At 34.7% G+C, this 15996-nt stretch carries 13 protein-coding genes and 1 riboswitch; of the genes, 12 read left to right on the forward strand and 1 reads right to left on the reverse strand.

Annotated features, from left to right (window positions below):
* Nucleotides 1-101: 101 nt before the first annotated feature.
* The 11 genes from RBQ61_RS09995 (at nucleotide 102) to helD (ending at nucleotide 13141) form a co-directional block, all read left to right on the forward strand.
* Nucleotides 102-791, forward strand: a complete 690-nt coding sequence (locus RBQ61_RS09995; RefSeq protein ID WP_308137184.1) for a FadR/GntR family transcriptional regulator — start codon at nucleotides 102-104, stop codon at nucleotides 789-791.
* 608 nt (nucleotides 792-1399) lie between these two features.
* Nucleotides 1400-2419 (forward strand): TRAP transporter substrate-binding protein, encoded by a 1020-nt coding sequence (locus RBQ61_RS10000; RefSeq protein WP_308137185.1) that lies wholly within the window; start codon nucleotides 1400-1402, stop codon nucleotides 2417-2419.
* A gap of 81 nt (nucleotides 2420-2500) precedes the next feature.
* Nucleotides 2501-2989: a TRAP transporter small permease gene (locus RBQ61_RS10005; RefSeq protein WP_308137186.1), complete on the forward strand. Its 489-nt coding sequence runs from the start codon at nucleotides 2501-2503 to the stop codon at nucleotides 2987-2989.
* Complete coding sequence (locus tag RBQ61_RS10010) at nucleotides 2990-4276, forward strand: TRAP transporter large permease (protein ID WP_308137187.1); 1287 nt, start codon at nucleotides 2990-2992, stop codon at nucleotides 4274-4276.
* 30 nt (nucleotides 4277-4306) lie between these two features.
* Entirely contained in the window at nucleotides 4307-5236 is a 930-nt protein-coding gene (locus tag RBQ61_RS10015) for a ketopantoate reductase family protein (RefSeq protein WP_213924126.1), read from the forward strand.
* A 329-nt stretch (nucleotides 5237-5565) separates the two neighbouring features.
* A complete protein-coding gene (panB, locus tag RBQ61_RS10020; protein ID WP_308137188.1) occupies nucleotides 5566-6426 on the forward strand; it encodes a 3-methyl-2-oxobutanoate hydroxymethyltransferase in 861 nt (286 codons plus the stop codon).
* Between the two features lie 42 nt (nucleotides 6427-6468).
* Nucleotides 6469-8154 carry a formate--tetrahydrofolate ligase gene (locus tag RBQ61_RS10025; RefSeq protein WP_308137189.1) on the forward strand — a complete coding sequence of 562 codons (1686 nt, stop codon included), beginning with the start codon at nucleotides 6469-6471 and terminating at the stop codon, nucleotides 8152-8154.
* A 56-nt stretch (nucleotides 8155-8210) separates the two neighbouring features.
* Complete coding sequence (locus tag RBQ61_RS10030) at nucleotides 8211-8954, forward strand: formate/nitrite transporter family protein (protein ID WP_308137190.1); 744 nt, start codon at nucleotides 8211-8213, stop codon at nucleotides 8952-8954.
* A gap of 78 nt (nucleotides 8955-9032) precedes the next feature.
* Nucleotides 9033-9896 (forward strand): bifunctional 5,10-methylenetetrahydrofolate dehydrogenase/5,10-methenyltetrahydrofolate cyclohydrolase, encoded by an 864-nt coding sequence (locus RBQ61_RS10035; RefSeq protein ID WP_308137191.1) that lies wholly within the window; start codon nucleotides 9033-9035, stop codon nucleotides 9894-9896.
* Nucleotides 9897-9947: 51 nt separating this feature from the next.
* Nucleotides 9948-10044: riboswitch (THF riboswitch) on the forward strand.
* A gap of 39 nt (nucleotides 10045-10083) precedes the next feature.
* Nucleotides 10084-10614, forward strand: coding sequence for a folate family ECF transporter S component (locus RBQ61_RS10040; protein WP_308137192.1), 531 nt, complete (start codon nucleotides 10084-10086; stop codon nucleotides 10612-10614).
* Nucleotides 10615-10825: 211 nt separating this feature from the next.
* Nucleotides 10826-13141, forward strand: coding sequence for an RNA polymerase recycling motor HelD (helD, locus tag RBQ61_RS10045; protein ID WP_308137193.1), 2316 nt, complete (start codon nucleotides 10826-10828; stop codon nucleotides 13139-13141).
* An 80-nt stretch (nucleotides 13142-13221) separates the two neighbouring features.
* Here the strand turns inward: helD and RBQ61_RS10050 are convergent, their stop codons facing one another.
* Nucleotides 13222-14973 carry a sigma-54-dependent Fis family transcriptional regulator gene (locus RBQ61_RS10050; RefSeq protein ID WP_308137194.1) on the reverse strand — a complete coding sequence of 584 codons (1752 nt, stop codon included), beginning with the start codon at nucleotides 14971-14973 and terminating at the stop codon, nucleotides 13222-13224.
* A gap of 218 nt (nucleotides 14974-15191) precedes the next feature.
* Here RBQ61_RS10050 and RBQ61_RS10055 point away from each other — a divergent pair, with 218 nt between their 5' ends.
* A complete protein-coding gene (locus tag RBQ61_RS10055) occupies nucleotides 15192-15986 on the forward strand; it encodes an SDR family NAD(P)-dependent oxidoreductase (RefSeq protein ID WP_308137195.1) in 795 nt (264 codons plus the stop codon).
* Nucleotides 15987-15996: the final 10 nt, after the last annotated feature.

Raw genomic sequence — 15996 nt, forward strand, 5'->3', positions numbered from 1 at the left:
CGATGTATCTTATTTCAGAAGTTCATCTATTTGCAATGTTATTGACACGAATTTTTTTGCTGATATAATAATTAATATATTCTTTACGAAAGGGGAAAAATATGGGATCAACACAACAATCACTTTCCAGAAACGTTGCAGAGCATCTTCGCAATATGATTTTAGTTGAAAAAAAATATGAACCTAGCGAAAAACTTCCAAATGAAAGAGCTCTGGCAGAACAAATGGGGGTAAGCCGCCCATGCATAAGAGAAGCTATAAAATATTTAGTTGCAAGTGGTGTTCTAACTATCAGAAGAGGTGTTGGGACATTTGTAAGTGAAAACCCAGACGTTATTCCGGATCCATTCGGTTTTAATACGGTTGGAAATCAAAAAAAATTATTATCTGATTGGTACAATGTCCGAATGATTCTCGAAGGAGAGGCTATGAAAATGGTTGTTGAAAATGCTACTGATCAAGAAATTGATAACATAAGGTATTTGGCGGAAGAAGAAAAGAAATTAATTATAGAAGATAACAAGGCTTTTGTTGAGGCTGATCAAAAATTTCATAAAGCGCTGGCGGATGCTACACATAATGATATAATGAAAAAAATACTACCATCTTTACATGAATGGATGTATTTTGGTATCATATCAAACAATTATGAAATGCTTGGACCAGATTTGAAAACTAATGCATTTGAAAACCATGATAATATTCTGAAATTTATAATGGCACGTGATGGTGAAGGTGCTAAACTAGCAATGCGGTATCATATGATTAAAGGATTGAAAGATTTAATATAAAAGATTAGAAAAATAAAAATCTGCTAACATGTTGTCAGCAGATTTTTTGACGCTTAAATAATTATTTGTAAAATATATAATTTAGATATTATGAAAATACAGAGTAGTAATACCACCTCTTTAAGATGTTAGATTAAAAGTTTGATAATAAAATATCAAAATCGTTGATAAATGAACAAATAATAATTATAATTTTTGTATTTAATATTGACAATTAATAATGCATTGTGTATAATACCTTCAAGAGGTAATACCACGAATTTGTTAATTATATAAGCTATGTGTAGTGCGAGAGTTTATGTCTTGAATATTAACGAGGAAAACGATTATGTTTTTGCTACTAATTTTAAACTATAAAGATAGAATTATAATTAGAAAAATAAGTAAAGTAATTTTTGTTTAATAATAGGATTTGGAGTGCGCTAGTTGTAATTCGTTAAATAGTAATAAAATGTTTTTTATGTTTTGACAATAATTTGGGTGCTGTATTTGTCGGTGGAAGGAATAAGAATCAGCAAATATGATGGACATGCTTGTTATATGAATGTTCAGGGCCTGATGTTGTGGAAAACGTATTATAAATATATATATTAGGAGGAAGTAATAAAATGAAAAAGGTTATATCAATATTATTAGTGTTGTCTCTTGTGTTTTCACTTTCTGCATGTAGCGGAGGAGACAAAGATAGTTCTTCATCCGAACCGGCGGCTTCGTCTCCGTCTGATGAGAAAATAGTAATAAGGGTTGGAACTGCAACAGAACTTGATAGCCATTATGCATTGGGAGCTCAAGAGTTTGAAAAAAAAGTAGAAGAATATACTGATGGCAAAGTAGATGTTCAGATATTCCCTAGCGGTCAATTGGGGAATGAAAGAGATATGATAGAAGGTTTAAGTTTGGGAACGTTGGAAATGGTAGTTAGTTCAACTGGACCTCTCCCTAATTTTTCAAAAGATTTTCAGGTTTTTGACCTTCCGTTTTTAATTACAGACAGAGAAAAGGCATATGAGGTAATGGACGGAGAAATAGGGCAACAAATTTTAGCTACTCTTGAGCCTCTAGGAATTAAGGCGTTGGGATTTTGGGAAAATGGATTTAGAAATGTCTCAAATAATAAACAAGAAATAGTTACGCCGGATGACATTGCAGGAAAGAAAATAAGAACTATGGAAAATCCAATACACATATCAACATTTCAACAGCTAGAAGCGATACCAACACCGATGGCTTGGTCTGAAGTTTTTACAGCCTTGCAGCAAGGTACTATAGATGGTCAAGAAAATCCTCTTGTTGTATTTAACTCGAACAAGCTGTATGAAGCTCAAAAATATCTGTCTTTGACTGGACATGTATACTCTCCGGCGGTAATGCTTATAAGCCAATCTGCTTTTGATAGTTATCCTAAAGAAGTGCAGGATGCTATTGTAAAAGCTGAAAAAGAAGCAAGAACTTGGGAAAGAGAGTATTGTATAAAAATGGACAATGAGCTAGTAGATACAATAAAATCATATGGTGTTACAGTAACTGAGGTTGATAAATCTTTATGGCAGGAAGCATGCCAACCGGTGTATGATCAATATGCTGATGAAATCAATCAAGATTATGTAAATGCTTTAAAAGGCAATTAAATAGAGAAAAATGGGGGGGATGGAGAACATAAGTACTCCATCCTTTACCATGAATGATGCAAGGTGTTTAATGGAGGTACAATGAAAAAAATATTAAAATTTCTAGATAATTTTGAGGAGAATGCTATAACTGTACTGCTCCCGTGTATGGTTATCATAATTTTTGTAGCAACATTTTTTAGATTTACTAAAATAATGATTATTCCTTGGTCTGAAGAAGCGGCTAGATATATGATGATTTGGATTGTATTTCTAGGAATTGGTGTTGGTGCTAAGAATAACGCACATTTTACAGTTGACAATTTTGTTAATGCATTACCTGAATCAACTAAGAAATATACATTTATGCTAAGAACTTTAATTATCTTAGGGTTTTGCGGATTTATGACATATGTTTCTGTCGGGCTTGTATCTAAGCTGTTTAAAATGGGACAAGTTACGCCTGCTATGCAGCTGCCTACATGGATAGTATATTCAGCTATGCCTGTTGGGCTAACTCTTATGCTCGTGCGTACTTTGCAGTATGCAATAAGAAAATTTGTAGATGAAAATGCACAGGAGGTGGAATAAATGGCCATTACTTTATTCGGTACTTTGGGACTTATGCTGCTGCTAAATGTTCCTATTTCCATTTCTTTGGGGATAGCAGCTATTATAGCTCTTACAACTGGAACGATGAATACAAACATAGTAATAATAGCACAAAGGTTGTTCACATCTCTCGATAGCTTTCCATTAATGGCTGTGCCTTTTTTTATCCTTTCAGGAGATTTGATGGAAAAAGGAGGAATATCCAAAAGGCTAATTGAATTTGCAAGAGTTTTGCTCGGGAGGCTCCCGTCTAGTTTGTCTATTATTACAACTATAGCTTCCGCATTTTTTGGTGCAATATCCGGATCAAATGCGGCAACAGTAGCGGCAATAGGAGGAATCATGATTCCAAATATGGAAAAAGCCGGTTATCCTAAGGACAGAGCTGCAGCTGTAGCGGCTTCATCTGGAACTTTAGGGGTTGTCATTCCGCCTAGCATATCAATGGTTACATATGCTATTATCGCAAATGTTTCAATTGGAACTATGTTTATGGCTGGATTTGTTCCTGGACTTATGTTAGCATCTGTAATTATTCTCGTAGCAATTATTACTTGCGGAAAATATGAAATAAAGCAAAATGAAAATTTGACTGTAGATAAATTTTTAAGATCATTTATAGATGCCATATGGGCATTACTAATGCCAATAATAATTCTTGGCGGAATATACGGAGGTATTTTTACTCCTACTGAAGCTTCTGCTGTAGCTGTTGTATATTCGTTTATTGTGGCGATGTTTGTTTATAAGGAACTTAAGTGGAGAGATTTACCAGCAATATTATCCAAATCTGCTTCATCAACTGCTGCTATATTGTTTGTTGTATGTTTATCAGCGCCATTTTCTTGGCTTATGACCAGTGCTAATATTCCTACTACAATTGCAGGGGCAGTTTTAAATGCTTTTAGCAGTAAATATATAATATTATTTTTAGTTAACTTTGTTTTACTTTTCCTTGGATGTTTCTTAGAAACCCAATCAATAATACTATTGATTACGCCAATGCTTTTGCCGTTGGTTACAGGGCTTGGAGTGCATCCGGTTGCGCTTGGTATAATCATGGTAATTAATACGTCAATAGGGATGATAACACCTCCTATGGCTGTTAATTTATTTGTTGCTAGCGGGATTGCAAAAATATCCATAGGAGATATCAGCAAAAGGATAATGCCTTTCTTGCTGTCAGAAATAGCTGTATTGTTATTAATTACTTATTTCCCTGATATAATAACATGGCTTCCAAAGATTACGGGGCTTATGAACTAAAGTAAAAAAATAATGGTAAGGAGATAAAAAATGAAAGTTGCAATTATAGGCGCAGGTGCTATGGGGAGTATATATGGAGGATTTCTTGCGGAAGCAGGGAATGAAGTATATTTCCTAGATGTTTATAAGGAACATGTAGATAATATTAATCGAGATGGTCTATGGATGGAAGGAACCAGCGGAGACAGATATATAAAAGGTATTAAGGCTACATCTGATCCAAATGAAGTTGGAGTAGTTGAGCTGGCTATAGTTTTTGTTAAGTCCACTATTACTGATATAGCAATAGCGCAAAACAAAGCTGTAATAGGAGAAGATACAATTGTTCTTACTTTGCAAAATGGGTTAGGTAATATTGAAAAACTGGAAACTATTGTTAAGAAAGAACAAATAATAACGGGAACAACTTCTCATGGTGCTAATTTATTGGGGCCCGGAAGAGTAAAACATGCAGGTCATGGAGCTACTGTTATTGGAGAATTGGACGGTAAAGTTACAGAAAAAATAAAAGGCATTGCAAAAGTGCTTGAAGATGCAGGGCTGAAACCTGTAAAAGTATCTACTAATGTTATGGGAATTATATGGGACAAGGTGCTTGTAAATGTTGGAATTAATGCTCTTACAGCTCTTACGGGATTAAAGAATGGACAGCTTCTTGAAAATCCCGAAACAGAAAATATTTTAGGAGAGGCTGTAAAGGAAGCTGAAATGGTTGCAAAAGCTGCAGGAATAAATTTAGCTACTCCAAATCCGGCAGATCACTGTAAGGAAGTTGCAAGAGTTACAAAAGACAATATTTCGTCCATGCTTGCGGATGTAAACAACAAAAGAAAAACAGAAATAAGCAACATAAACGGAGCTATTGTTAGAGAAGGGGAAAAATATAATATAGATACTCCTGTAAATAAGGTGCTTACTAATCTTGTTCTTATGAAAGAGAAAATGTATCAGATAAAGTAAATGAGTTTTTGGGAGCTGGATAGGCTCCTCTTATTTTGCAAAATAAAAAGGAAGATGTATTACCACCAAGAAAGCATTTTGTATAATGAAATTTAGATATTGACAATATAATATCAAACAAACCATTGATAAATAAGCAAAAAATAAAATATAAACAACTATATAACTGTTGACATTTTTATAAAGAGTATATATAATAATTGTCAGAGGTAATACCACGTAAGAAAAACAAATTTTGCGTTTTCAAAATATTTTATGTAGAAAAGCAGTTTAACGGCAAAGGAAAACGATTAATTTCGTTTAAATAAAATATAAAAGGAGATATTAAAATGAAAAAGAAAATGACAATCATGGACTTCAAGAAATTTAAAGAAGAAGGTAGAAAATTTTCATATGTAACGGCTTATGATTATACAACTGCTTCTATTGTTAATGAAAGCAATTGTGAAATAATACTTGTCGGAGATTCATTGGGTATGATAATGCTTGGATATAGCGGAACAACACCTGTTACGATGGATGATATGGTTCACCACATCAGACCTGTTGTTAAAGGAGCACCGGAAACATTTATAGTTGGAGACATGCCTTTTGGATCATACAATGTTAGCAAAGAACAGGCGATCATGAGTGCGAACAGGTTAATAAAAGAGACAGGCTGCGATTGTGTTAAGCTTGAAGGTGGAGTTGAAATGGCTGATACAATAGCTGCAATGGTTAAAGCAGGAATTCCTGTTATGGGACACATAGGACTTACTCCTCAGACAGCAACTTCTTTGGGCGGTTTTAGAGTTCAGGGCGGAACACCGGAGTCAGCTGCAAAATTAATCGAAGACGCTAAAGCCCTTGAAAAAGCAGGCTGTTTTTCAATGGTATTGGAATGTGTGCCAAAAGGAGTAGCTAAAACATTGACAGAAGCTATAAAAATTCCTGTACTTGGTATTGGAGCTGGACCTTATGTTGACTGCCAGGTACTTGTTACTCAGGACTTGCTGGGAATGTACGGCGATTTCAAACCAAAATTCGTAAAATTATTTAAAAACATAAGAAAAGAAATGGTAGAAGGATTAAATGAATTCCACAAAGAAACATTGGAAGGAACTTTCCCATCAGCTGAATATAGCTTCAATGCAAAAGTTGAAGGCTATGAGCTTGATACATTATACGGCGGAGGTAATTCCAAAAAATAATAAAGTACCTAAACAATAAAAATCTATAGTAATGGAGGATTTATGGCTCAAAAATATTTAAGTGATATAGAAATAGCACAGCAAGCAGTGCCAGAAATAATTAACAACATATCTGATAAAATGGGAATACCAGATAAGTATGTTGAAAATTATGGTAAATACAAAGCTAAAATTGATTACAGATACTTGTTGAACGATTTGAAAGATAAAAAAAATTCGAAACTGATTTTAGTAACTGCAATTAATCCTACACCTGCTGGAGAAGGAAAAACAACAACAACCATTGGATTGGGAGATGCTCTTTCAAAACTTGGTAAAAAAACGATAATTGCCCTTCGGGAGCCTTCATTAGGTCCGGTTTTCGGAGTTAAGGGAGGAGCTGCAGGAGGAGGTTATGCACAGGTTATTCCAATGGAAGACATAAACCTGCATTTTACCGGAGATTTTCATGCTATAGGAGCTGCAAATAATCTGTTGGCTGCTATGATTGACAACCATATACATCAGGGAAATAAATTAAATATTGACACAAGAAGAATAGTATGGAGAAGAGCTGTTGACATGAATGATAGGCAGTTGCGCCACATAGTCGATGGTTTAGGTGGAAAAAGTGAAGGTGTTACAAGAGAAGACGGGTTTGATATTACAGTGGCTTCTGAAGTAATGGCTGTATTCTGTCTTTCAAACGACATCTCTGAGTTAAAGAAAAACCTTTCTAATATAATTGTTGCTTATACAAGAGATGGACAACCTATTACGGCAGGACAGCTTAAAGCTCAAGGTGCAATGGCTGCATTGTTAAAGGATGCGCTAAAACCCAATCTTGTACAAACTTTGGAAGGAACTCCGGCATTCATTCACGGCGGACCATTTGCAAATATTGCTCACGGATGTAATTCAGTTATTGCGACAAAAATGGCAAGTAAAATCGCAGACTATACTATAACGGAAGCAGGATTCGGAGCAGATCTTGGTGCTGAGAAATTCATTGACATTAAATGTCGCAAGACAGGTTTAAAACCAAACGCTGTTGTAATAGTTGCAACAGTAAAAGCGTTAAAATATAACGGTGGGGTTCCTAAGACAGAGTTAGGAGAAGAAAACCTTGATGCTCTCGAAAAGGGACTTCCAAATCTTCTTAAGCATGTTGAAAACATTACTCAGGTGTTCAAACTTCCTGCGGTGGTTGCAATAAATAAGTTTCCTACAGATACAGAAGCTGAACTTAATCTTATAAAAGAAAAATGTAAAGAGCTTGGTGTAAATGTGGCACTTTCCGAAGTCTGGGGAAAAGGGAGCCAAGGCGGAATAGAGCTTGCTCAGGAAGTGTTAAGACTTTCCGATAAAGAAGGCTCAATGGAATTTGCATATGAATCAAATGCTTCCATAAAAGAAAAAATAAGAGAAATATCAAAAAAATTATACGGAGCAGATGATGTTGAGTTCTCTTCTAAAGCAAATAAGGAAATAGCAAATTTTGAAAAACTTGGTTTTGGAAATCTTCCGATATGCATGGCAAAGAATCAATATTCATTGACAGATGATCCTAAGGTTCTTGGGAGGCCAAAAGGATTTAAGATTACAATAAGAGACATTACAATTTCTGCAGGAGCAGGATTCTTAGTTGCTTTAACAGGCGATATTATGAAAATGCCAGGACTTCCAAAGGTCCCTGCTGCAGAAAGCATAGACGTAGACATGGAAGGAAAAATAATAGGATTGTTTTAATGCTAAAAGGCTGCAATGCAGCCTTTTAACAAAATTTCAGCAAAGGAGTTGTTGTTTTGAGCAATGCTTGTTTTACGCCAAAAGAAACTTCTGAAGTTCTGATTACATCAGCACAGAATAAAGTAGCTATGACTACTCGAAAAAGATTGATTATGAGTATAATGGCAGGACTTTATATTTCCTTGGGAGCGCAAGGGTTTATGGCTTCATATGACAATCCATTTATAAGAGCAGCCGTTTTTCCGGTTGGATTGATGCTCATTGTGCTTGTAGGAGGAGAACTTTTTACCGGGAACTGCCTTATGACATTTGCTTATCTTCAGAAAAAAATTACGCTTAAAGATTATATGTCAAGTCTAATGCAGGTGCTTATTGGTAATTTCTTGGGAGCACTATTAGCGGTGGCGCTTTTGTATGCAGGAGGAGTGTACAATAACACTTTTCTTTCGGAAACCATAGTAAAAATAGCTAATTCAAAGTTATCGCTTACATTTATGGAGGCAATGTACAAGGGAATTTTGTGTAATATTTTGGTTGCACTGGGTGTGTGGTTTGCCACAACTGCAAAAGATACTACAGGTAAAATATTGGGATGCTGGTTTCCTATAATGCTTTTTGTACTTAGCGGATATGAGCATGTTGTTGCTAACATGTTTTATCTTCCAATGGCTGCAATTTTTGACCATTCTATAACATTGTCGAAAATATTTGCTGCTAATTTTATTCCTGTAGCAATAGGCAACTTTATTGGAGGAGGAATTTTTGTTCCAGTCATGTACTTCAGAGTTTACCATAAGTAATATGAGGGAAATGCGCTAGAAAAATTATATTACTTAAATTAACTTAAAAAATATTTTGTTATTTAACAGGAGGGTGAAATGTCTGTAGAAACAATAAGGATGGTAGGAAAACCCGTTGCGGATTTTTTAAAAGAAAATATAAAAGAAAGAGTTTCAAATTTAAAGGAAAAAGGGATTGTTCCAAGAATGATTATTATAAGAGTTGGAGCAAGGGAAGATGATGTATTTTATGAAAGAAGTATTTTAAAGAACTGCAAAAATCTCGGTATTGATGGCATTGTAAGTGAACTTCCAGCGGATGTTTCAACAGAGGTGCTTAAAAATACTATAGAGGATGCAAACAACAACAGTGAAATTCACGGCATAATGCTTTTCAGACCTCTTCCAAGCCATTTGGATCAAGAATATATATCAAACATCATAGATCCAAGAAAAGATGTTGACTGCATGTCGCCATTAAATATGGAAAAGATTTTTGAAGGTCACAGCAAAAGATTTGCACCATGTACTCCAAAGGCAGTTGTAGAAATGCTTAAATACTATAAAGTTCCTCTTAAGGGAGCAAACATAGCTGTTGCTGGTAGAAGTCTTGTTGTAGGAAAACCACTTTCAATGCTTCTTTTAGATGAAAATGCAACAGTAACTATTTGTCACTCAAGAACAGGCAACATGAAAGATGTGACAAAAAATGCAGATATTGTTGTTGCTGCAATTGGTAAGGCAAAGTTTATGAATGAAGATTACTTTACAGAAAATACAGTTGTTATAGATGTGGGAATAAACGATGACGGCACAGGGAGCATATGTGGTGACGTTGACTACAGCAGCACATTTGGTAAAGTCAAAGCAATAAACCCTGCAGCAGGTGGCGTAGGAACTATAACTACTACAATTCTTCTCGATCAAGCGGTTAAAGCCTGTGAAATGTTAACAGTGAAATAAAGCATCAAAATATACAAGTGTAAATTAGGTATAAAAATATATTAAATATAAATTAGAGTAGAAACCAGTGCGTTAAGTACCGAAGGATGGGAGGTTGCCTTCGGGCGAGAAGCTATTAAGCTTGCGGTACAGTTTCGCATCCGCTATTTATTTGCTTCTTTCGTAGTTGGAACATGAAAGGAGATTTATGAACAAAATATCATTAAAAGAATTAAAATTCGATTCAAATTCCGTTGCAATGGCAGGTATGTTTGTTGCTATGGAAATAGTTTTATCAAGATTTTTTTCAATTTCAGCTTGGAATATCAAAATAGGCTTTGGCTTTGTTCCTGTTGTAATAGCTGCAATGTTATTGGGACCTGTTAAGGGTGGAATAGTTGCGGCTTTAGGGGATTTTTTTGGAGCTATTTTATTTCCCATTGGAGCATATTTTCCTGGATTTACCTTAACGGCATTTGTTACGGGAATTGTATACGGTGTTTTCTTGCATGAGAAGCAGTCTATCGCAAGAATTTCAGTTGCAATTGGAATTAATCAGCTCGTACTGAGTTTGCTTTTAAACACATTTTGGATATCCATATTGTATGGAGCTCCTTACAAGCCTTTGCTTCTTACCAGGATGATGCAGTGTGTTTTTTTAATACCGGTGCAGCTTGTTACAATATTTGTGATTTCGAAATCTGCAATAAGAAAATTGGCTTTTCAAGTTAATAGATAAATTTGTGATATTATGATTGCAGCACAAATTTCTTAATATATTTAATTTATGACTTACCTATAAGGTAAGTTTTTTATTTTTTGTATTTTCTTTAAGATTTTTAATGGTTATAAATATTGCGGGTCAGAATCATTCTTGACCTGAGTAACCATATGAGTTAATATATAAAAGATTTGAGTTATCTAATAAATCTAGACTCTGGGGAGGAAACATGGCGCTTGAAAATCATAAGGATTACAGTTTAGAAAAAAAGAGACTTAAGGAAACGGTAGAATATATAGAAAATATTATTGGTGCATCCCAGCAGAATAAGGATTTGTACAAAAACGAAATTAAAGATGCTTATGCTAATTTGGATCCAACTGACAGCAGTTTAAGTTATGTATCAATAATGCTTCACACAAGACTTCTTGACGAGCTTGAATTGAATTTTGACAGATTGGAAAAATCAAAGGAAAAGCCCTACTTTGCCAGAATAGATTTTAGGGAGGACGGCAAAGAAAACATAGAAAAATTTTATGTAGGAAAGCTGTCGCTTTTAAGACCTGATTGGGATATTCCCATGATACTTGACTGGCGTTCACCTTTGGCCAGCGTATACTATGATGGACGATTAGGAAATGTAACCTATGTCAATGACCTAGGTGAAGATATGAAAGGTGAGCTTCTGTTAAAAAGGCAGTATGAAATAGAAAATTGTCACCTTAAAGGTATAATGGATGTGGATATAACAGCCACAGATACTTTTTTGCAGGCATCTTTAGGTGAAAACAAAGATAATAGACTAAAAGATATTGTTTCTACAATTCAATCTGAGCAAAATGCCATAATAAGAGCAGACATAAATAAACCGCTAATTGTTCAGGGGGTGGCAGGAAGCGGTAAGACTACTATTGCTCTTCACAGAATTGCTTACTTAATTTACACTTATGAAAGATCATTTCATCCTGAAGAGTTCATGATTATTGCACCAAACAGGTTATTCCTTAACTATATTTCAGGCGTTTTGCCGGAACTTGGGGCGGATAGCGTAAAGCAGACTACATATGCAGATTATGTTTTTGAACTTATTGGAAATAAATATAAACTTACGGATTCAGAAGAAAAACTTCTTTTTCTGATTAACAAAAAACAAGAAGATGCAAATGAAGGACGAGAAAAAGGGCTTGCTGTAAAAACTTCAGCGTTTAAGGGATCACTTGCATTTAAAAACATTATTGCAAGGTATGTTAATGAAATAGAATTAAGTTGTATTCCTCAGGAAGATTTTATGCTTGAAGGTCACAGGCTTATGAGTGTTAAAGAAATTAAGAGCGTTATTTTAAGAGATTATAGGCATCTTCCTTTGTACAAAAGATTTCAACAGCTGGAAAAACATCTAAGGTTCAGATTGGATAATGAAAAAGATTCAATATATGATGAAGAAAAGCTTTCCTACGACAGGAAGATTGAAATCATAAGGCACAATGAACCGGAAGGCGAGGAGAGAAGGCTTGTTATAGTTGATCTTCTTAACTTAAGAGATGCTGCACTTGAAAAAGTCAAAAAAGAAATAAAAATTGCCGTAAAAAGCTATATGAGCAGATTTATTGAAAAAGATTTGTTTGATTGTTATAAGGGGATTGTAACAGAAGGAGAAAAACTTATAGAGTTAAGTTTGGGAAAACTTAGTGAAGAGCTTGCGTTTTTTACAGCAGACTATTCCAAAAAAATTCTTGATAGTGGATGTATAGAACTTGAAGACCTGGCGCCGCTTCTGTATTTGAAACATAGATTGATGGGATTTGATGAAAAAGCTGATATAAAATATGTTGTAATAGATGAAGCTCAAGACTTCAGCCTCTTTCAGTTTTATGCCCTTAGAAAGATTTTTAACACTGAATTTTTTACAATTCTTGGAGATTTGTCTCAGGGAATTCATTCATATAGGAGCCTTAAAAATTGGAAATCAGTGCAGAGCAAAATATTTGAACAGAATGGACAATATCTCACACTTGAGCAAAGCTACAGAACTACCATAGAAATTATGGATTTGGCTAATGAAGTAATAAAACTTGTTCCTAATGATGAACTTATAACTGCAAAGCCTGTAGTTCGACATGGGGATATTCCAAGTATTATGAAGTTTAAAACAAAAAAAGAACTTTTAAAAGAAACATGCCAAAAAGTTCTTGAGCTTATTTCTCAAGGTTATAAATCAGTAGCAATTATAGGAAAAACTCCGAAGGAGTGCAGTGCAATTCACAAAGAGCTTAAGAAGAATGAGGAGCTTGATATAAAGCTGATTGTAGGGAAGGAAGAGGAATATGACAACACAATTGTAGTTCTTCCTTCATATTTGTCAAAGGGCTTAGAATTCGATGCAGTAATAATTGTAAATGTTGATGACGAATACAGCGAAGATGAGCTGGACCTGAAGCTTTTATATGTTGCAATGACAAGAGCTCAACATAAGCTATATGTATACTTTAAGGAAGGTAACAACAGTCTTTTGGAAAGACTAGGCAGCAACCAACAGTCACAATAGGATGTCAGGTTGTGTTAAGATAAAAAGCTGCAGCTTTATGTCTTATGCTGCACCTAATAACGCAGGTGAAGAGCGGTCGATTACCTGTTTGCAATACTTTTGTTGTAGTCATTTAATTTACGGTATAAAGTCCTTAGACCCATTCCCAGCTCTTCTGAAGCAAGAGTTTTTCCTTTAACATCCCAGCCGTACCTGTCTATTGTTTCGATTATTATTTTATGCTCGTTTTCTTTTATAGGATTTACGGCGGCAGATGTATCTGCTTGTTTATCCTCGTAGAAGTCAAGCGGCAAATCCGCCGGTGTGATTACTTCTTTTTCGGTTATGTTTACACAATATTCAACTACGTTTTCAAGCTGTCTTATATTGCCGGGCCAATATGAATTGTTCAGTATATCATATACTTTGTTGTCAAAACCCAATATTTGTTTTTTTAATTTTCTATTATAAAATTTCAAAAAATCGTTAGCTAATATGCTTATATCTTCACGTCTTTGCCTTAGAGGAATTAGTTTCATAGGTATTACATTCAGTCTGTAAAACAAATCTGAACGGAAGCTTTTTTTTTTTATCATTTCTTCAAGGTTTCGATTTGATGCTGCAATTATTCTCACATCTACATTTATAGGAGTGATACCTCCTACTTTTTCAAAAGTTGATTCCTGTAAAACGTTTAAAAGTTTAGCTTGCATGTTTATGGGAATTTCACTTATTTCGTCAAGAAAAAGCGTTCCTTCATTTGCAAGTTCGAACTTACCGGGTTTTCCGTACTTGCTTGCACCGGTGAAAGCTCCGGCTTCATATCCGAAAAGTTCACTTTCAAAAAGATTTTCTGGTATGCTCGTACAGTTTACAATAATAAAAGGTTTATTTTTTCTTTTGCTTTCATAGTGAATGGCCTTGGCAAGAAGCCCTTTTCCGGTTCCTGTTTCGCCGGATATAAAGACGGTTGAAGGGCTGTTTGCTATTTTTTTAATAGTTTTTTTTATGAGCTTAACATGTTCGCTTTTACCTTTAATGCTGTCAATGTTATAAGGCTGGTCATTTTTAATGTTTAAATTAACGCTATCTGAGAGAATGGCTTTGTTGTAGTTTATTCTTATAGCAGTTCCGACAGATACATCATTGTTTCTTAGAGGAGTTGAAAAAACTCTGACAGGAGAATCGTTAATTTTAACTTTATAATTTGATATTGACCTTCCGCTTAAGATGACCGAGACTACATTGTTTGGAAAAAGCTGATGAATATTTTTGGTGTTCATACCGCAGGATGCAAAAAAATCAAGTGCTGCGGCATTTATTATTTCAATGTTTCCCTCTGCGTCTGTAGTTATAAACCCATCTTCTGACAAATCAAGTATTGTGGTTAGAGATGATTTTGAGGCTGTAGAATCAAATGCTTTGTATTGCTGCATTATAAAAAGCGACAGAAGGTGTGCGAATTGCTCGATAATATTTGTGTAGTAGTCGATATTGTTGACAATTCTGTCATGGCTTTCCTTGGAAAATGAAGTGAAAGAAAGTACTCCAAGGGGTTCTGTGTTAACTGTAATGCTTTTTAGTATTTCAATTGTTGAAGGACAATTATCTTTAAATCTGCATCCCAAGCAAGCTGCCATATGACCGGGATTATTTACTGTCACATTTCCTTTCATTATTACTTCCTGAATGGAAGGAGAATGAACAACGCGCCCTTTGATTCTCAAATAGGATTCGGTGCTTATAACTAAATTGCTTTCGGTATCAAAAACAGCATAGTCAATATTAAAGATACTTTTAATTATGTTTAAAATATTTTTTATTTCATTTTCGTAATTATATAAGTTTATCATAAGTCCTCCTATATATTTAATTAATTATATAACTAATTGACATATGAATCAATAAAATTGACAAAAATGGCAAGAAAACATTATCTTAAGAATAATTTTTATAATAATAAATTTAAAGCAGTTGTGTAATTAGAGTAGTTTTATTTTTTTTATTTATAATGTCAATATTGGCACAATAAATGCTATTATTATAGTAAATAAAAATAGGGGGGTCAAAAATGTTGGTAAAAAAAGATTTGCTGTCATTAGAAGGTAAAGTTGCAATAATAACAGGTGCGGCATCAGGAATTGGACTTGGCTCAGTTGAACTTCTTTCAGCTTACGGCGCTACAGTTGCAATGGTCGACATAAGTGCGAACGGCGAAAAAGAGGCTAAAAGGTTAATGGATGCAGGAAGAAAAGTAGAGTTTTTTAAATGTAATGTAACAAAATCCGATGAAGTCAAGAATACAGTTGAATCTATACTTAATCAATTCGGACATATTGATATATTATTCAATAATGCAGGTGTTACCGTAAGGAAAACAGTTGTTGATCTGGAAGAGAAAGAATGGGATTTTGTTCTTGGCGTAGGACTTAAGGGAACGTTTCTATTTTCTAAATATGTAATTCCGCACATGGCTGCAAACGGAGGCGGAAGCATTATTAACACAGGATCAGGTTGGGGTTTGAAAGGTGGAGATTTGGCAGCAGCATATTGTGCAGTTAAAGGGGGAATTGTTAACTTAACTCGCGCAATGGCTATTGATCATGGACATCAAAATATAAGAGTTAACAGTGTTAATCCAGGTGATACTGATACAGCGATGCTTAGAGATGAGGGAGTTCAAACAGGAGTAGTTAAAGATTCTGCTTCTCAGGAAACTTATCTTAGAGATTGTGGTATAGAAAGGCCTCTTCAAAGAATAGGTATGCCTGAAGATATAGCAAATACAGTGCTGTACCTTGCAAGTGATTTATCGAGCTGGGTAACCGGAGCGGCAATTGTTGTAGACGGAGGAGGATTAGCTTAATTTAACATAA

It is taken from the genome of Sedimentibacter sp. MB35-C1, from assembly GCF_030913635.1.
Taxonomy (GTDB): domain Bacteria; phylum Bacillota; class Clostridia; order Tissierellales; family Sedimentibacteraceae; genus Sedimentibacter.

Coding starts and splice junctions, on each gene's coding strand:
- RBQ61_RS10005 (WP_308137186.1), top strand. CDS start 2,501: ATGAAAAAAATATTAAAATTTCTAGATAATTTTGAGGAGAATGCTATA.
- RBQ61_RS10025 (WP_308137189.1), top strand. CDS start 6,469: ATGGCTCAAAAATATTTAAGTGATATAGAAATAGCACAGCAAGCAGTG.
- RBQ61_RS10050 (WP_308137194.1), bottom strand. CDS start 14,973: ATGATAAACTTATATAATTACGAAAATGAAATAAAAAATATTTTAAAC.
- panB (WP_308137188.1), top strand. CDS start 5,566: ATGAAAAAGAAAATGACAATCATGGACTTCAAGAAATTTAAAGAAGAA.
- RBQ61_RS10000 (WP_308137185.1), top strand. CDS start 1,400: ATGAAAAAGGTTATATCAATATTATTAGTGTTGTCTCTTGTGTTTTCA.
- RBQ61_RS09995 (WP_308137184.1), top strand. CDS start 102: ATGGGATCAACACAACAATCACTTTCCAGAAACGTTGCAGAGCATCTT.
- RBQ61_RS10010 (WP_308137187.1), top strand. CDS start 2,990: ATGGCCATTACTTTATTCGGTACTTTGGGACTTATGCTGCTGCTAAAT.
- RBQ61_RS10055 (WP_308137195.1), top strand. CDS start 15,192: ATGTTGGTAAAAAAAGATTTGCTGTCATTAGAAGGTAAAGTTGCAATA.
- RBQ61_RS10040 (WP_308137192.1), top strand. CDS start 10,084: ATGAACAAAATATCATTAAAAGAATTAAAATTCGATTCAAATTCCGTT.
- RBQ61_RS10035 (WP_308137191.1), top strand. CDS start 9,033: ATGTCTGTAGAAACAATAAGGATGGTAGGAAAACCCGTTGCGGATTTT.
- helD (WP_308137193.1), top strand. CDS start 10,826: ATGGCGCTTGAAAATCATAAGGATTACAGTTTAGAAAAAAAGAGACTT.
- RBQ61_RS10015 (WP_213924126.1), top strand. CDS start 4,307: ATGAAAGTTGCAATTATAGGCGCAGGTGCTATGGGGAGTATATATGGA.